Raw genomic sequence first — 3,421 nt, 5'->3', positions numbered from 1 at the left:
CCGGCGACGTCGTGACCCTGGCCAGGGGCAAGCGCCCGCGTCCACGGAGCCAGGCCCTCGTGGTGTGGCGACCGGAAAGCCCCCGGAGGGCGAACTAGCCGCCGGCGTTTCTGACGGCGGGCCCTGCGCCTGTGGAACCCCGCACAATGAGATCTGCCTGGAACATGATGTCCGTCCTCGTGGTCCTGTCCCCGCTGAGCTCGGTCACGAGTGTGTGCACTGCGGCCTCGGCCATGGCGGGAATATTCTGCCGCAGGGTTGTCAGCGGTGGATCGGTGAAGGCCATGAGCGGCGAATCGTCGAAGCCGACCACCGAGATATCCTCAGGCACCAGGAGCCCGCGGGTCCGTGCTGCGCGCATGGCACCGAGCGCCATGATGTCCGAGGCACAGACAATGCCGGTGTGGCCACTGTCGATCAACTCGTTCGCGGCACTCTGCCCGCCCTCGATCGTGAACATGCCGGTGGCGATGTGGGAATCCGCGTCATCCTCGCCGAGGAACTGCACCAGACCGGAGCGGAATCCCTCCAGCTTGCGTCGGCTGGGGATGAAGCGGTCGGACCCGGTGGCGAAGCCCACCCGCTGGTGGCCCTGCGCAACGAGGTGCCGCACGGCAGTGCGGATGGCCGTGGCGTCGTCATTGGAGACGGACGGGGCATCGATCTCCGGGCGTGCACCGTTGACGAGCACGAACGGGACACGGCCGCGCAGTCGCCGGTAGCGCTCCACGCTCGCCCGGCCATCAGAGTGTGCCGCGCAGACGAAGATGATGCCGCTGACGCCCTGGTCCAGGAGAAGCGCCACGTACTCGTCCTCAGTAATGCCGCCTCCCGGCAGCGTGCAGAGGGCCGGTATGTAATCGTTGGGTGCCAGCAGCGCCGCAATGGCACCTGCGAAAGCGGGAAAAATCGGGTTCACCAGGTCCGGGACCACGACGCCGATCTGTCCCTTCGAGCGTCCTGCGGTGCGTGAGGGACGCTCGTAGCCGAGGCTGTCCATCGCGGCGAGGACTGCCTGACGGGTTTCCTGGGATGCTCCACCTTTCCCGTTGAGTACGCGGGACACCGTAGGAACGCTGACGCCGGCGGTGCGCGCCAGATCATCCAGGCGCGGACGCTCGCTGCGGGTTTCCGGTGTCATTGCTTCAATCTAGCGCACGCCGCGCAAACGCAAGGAAAGTTTGCGTGAAACTTTCCTGTTTTCCTTGACGGCAGGAGGAGGCCGTCCGTAGGGTCGGACTATCCACCCTGCTTCGTCCGGCCCTGCAGTGACGCATGGCCGTGGAAGGACCACCATGATCCCCCTTGAAACTTCCGGCGCCGCCAGGACGCCCGCCCGGCGTCGGGTGCGCCTGGCCGCCGTCGCGCTGACAGTGCCGCTCCTCGCAGCGCTGGCGCCGACCCCGGCACTTGCCGATCACACGGGGGCCCCCGGCACCGTGGCGCTCGTCGGCTCCCTGCAGTCGGAACTCGGCTGCCCGGGCGACTGGCAGCCCGAGTGCGCAGCCACACGGCTGCAACCAGTAGCTGGTTCCCCGGACACCTGGACGGCAACCTTCGACGTTCCCGCCGGAACCTACGCCTACAAGGCGGCGCTGAACGAATCATGGGGTGAAAACTACGGTGCAGACGGCGCAGCGGGCGGTGCCGACCTGGTGCTTCAGGCGCCCGGCGGGCCCGTGACGTTCACCTATGACCATCGGACGCACGTCATCTCCAGCGACGTACCCCAGGGTCCGACAGCAGGCATGGCGGCACACTGGCTGACGCAGGACACCATCGCGTGGGATCCTGCGGACCTGCCGGACGGCACCCGGTACCGCCTCCAGACCGCGCCCGACGGCGGTCTGGCCGTTGAGGACGGCGTCGTGGTGGGCGGCACGTCCGTGGAGCTCACCCCGTCGGGCGGTGCGCTTCCCCCGGCCCTGGCGCAGAAGCACCCCCACCTGGCGCCCCTTCGGACCTTCCAGCTGGGTAAGGAGGATGCCCGCCGCGCCAATGGCCTGCTGAAAGGCCAGTTGTTGATGACCGCGGTGTCACCGGACGGCGTCGTGCTGGCCGCTACCGGCGTCCAGGTTCCCGGCGTGCTCGACGACCTGTACGCGGGTGCCGCGCGCAGTGAGCTGGGACTGGGCTGGAAGGGCCAGAAGCCACACCTCGCGCTGTGGGCGCCGACCGCGCGGAGCGTGTCCGTGCAGGTCTTCCGGGACGGGGTGGACGAACCGGTCGCCGTCCGCGCCCTCCGCGAGGGTAAGGACGGCACCTGGAGTGTCGACGGCGAGAAGGACTGGAAGGGCGCGTACTACCTGTACGACGTCGAGGTCTTCGTGCCGGAAACCGGCGCCGTGGAACACAATCTCGTGACCGATCCCTACAGCGTGGGACTGTCGACCAATTCGGAGCGCTCCCTGTTCGTGGACCTCGCCGACCCGGCCCTCGCGCCGTCGAACTGGTCCGGTTTGGAGAAACCGGCCCTCGACCGGCCCGAAGAGCTCTCGGTGTACGAGCTGCACGTCCGGGACTTCTCGATCAGCGACACGACGGTGCCGGAGGCGGAACGCGGCACATATGCCGCCTTCACACGGCAGGACAGCGATGGCATGAAGCGGCTGTCGGAGCTCGCCGACAGCGGGCTCAATGCCGTGCACCTGCTGCCCGTCAACGACATCGGCACCATCGAGGAGGACCGCGCCCTCCAGGCCGAGACGGATTGCGATCTTGCGTCCTTCGCACCTGACAGCGACCGCCAGCAGGAGTGCATCTCCGCCGTCGCTTCCCGGGACGGCTTCAATTGGGGCTACGACCCGCTGCACTACACGACGCCGGAAGGCTCCTACTCCACCAACCCGGAGGGCGCCACCCGGATCCACGAGTTCCGGGACATGGTCGCCTCGCTGAATTCCTCCGGCCTGCGCGTCATCCAGGACGTCGTCTACAACCACACCGCCGGTGCGGGGCAGGAGTCCACGAACAACCTCGACCGGATCGTTCCCGGCTACTACCACCGCCTCAACCCGGAATCGGGCGCCGTCGAAACCTCGAGCTGCTGCCCGAACACCGCCACGGAGCACACCATGATGGGCAAGCTCATGGTCGATTCGATCGTGACCCTGGCCCGGACGTACAAGCTCGACGGCTTCCGGTTCGACCTCATGGGTCACCATTCGAAGCAGAACATCCTCACCGTCCGGGCGGCGCTGGACAAGCTGACCCTCGAACGGGACGGCGTGGACGGCCCGTCCGTCTACCTCTACGGCGAGGGCTGGAACTTCGGCGAGGTGGCGGACGACGCCCGCTTCGAGCAGGCGACGCAGGCCAACATGGCCGGCACCGGAATCGGCACCTTCAACGACCGTCTCCGCGACGCGGTGCGCGGCGGCGGACCGTTCGACGCCGACCCGCGGGTCCAGGGCTTCGGCTC

General features: G+C 68.0%; 2 protein-coding genes. One reads left to right on the top strand and one right to left on the bottom strand.

The window, feature by feature from the left end; translation table 11 throughout:
• Nucleotides 1–94 precede the first annotated feature (94 nt).
• A complete protein-coding gene (locus Y704_RS0106575; RefSeq protein ID WP_026549522.1) occupies nt 95–1,141 on the bottom strand; it encodes a LacI family DNA-binding transcriptional regulator in 1,047 nt (348 codons plus the stop codon).
• 154 nt (nt 1,142–1,295) lie between these two features.
• On the opposite strand from Y704_RS0106575, the gene pulA reads away from it, so the two are divergent.
• Nucleotides 1,296–3,421, top strand: a 2,126-nt coding sequence (gene pulA / locus Y704_RS19475) for a pullulanase-type alpha-1,6-glucosidase (protein ID WP_081747444.1), incomplete at its 3' end; no start/stop codon positions are given.

Origin of the sequence: Arthrobacter sp. Br18, assembly GCF_000520555.1 — a bacterium.
In the GTDB taxonomy this organism is placed as follows: Bacteria; Actinomycetota; Actinomycetes; order Actinomycetales; family Micrococcaceae; genus Arthrobacter_D.
Note: the sequence above shows the minus strand (reverse complement) of the source record. Positions and strands in the feature narration are given on the sequence as shown.